This is a genomic window from Bradyrhizobium sp. JHI2711, assembly GCF_056156565.1.
In genome coordinates this window covers 1-293 of sequence record NZ_JBPZPT010000034.1, presented here as the reverse complement: position 1 = coordinate 293, position 293 = coordinate 1, and the positions used below count along the sequence as shown (strand labels likewise).

1 pseudogene is annotated in these 293 nt (G+C 61.8%); it reads left to right on the top strand.

What is annotated here, in order from left to right:
- Nucleotides 1–293: pseudogene (locus tag ACTEK7_RS36665) on the top strand (M10 family metallopeptidase C-terminal domain-containing protein); the annotation flags it as partial.

Here is a 293-nt window from a genome sequence, read left to right as displayed (position 1 = left end):
ATTTCGTGACGACGCTAGCCGCGGCTCCCGAGGTCCTGGGGAGCGATCCAACCCTGAAAGCACTGGAGCCGACGCTGCAGCAGGATCTCAATGGCGACGGCACGATCGGAGTGCCGATTGCCAGCCCCGTCACGATCGAGGCGTTGGGATCGACCAGCGTGGTGGTGTCCGGCGGCAATTACTATCTGACCAACATCTCGACCGGCGTCGGCCCAACGCTGAAATACCAAGGCAATGTGGTGGACACGGCCAATTACACGACGTGGTCCGTCATTGCTGCCGAGCAGGTGTCC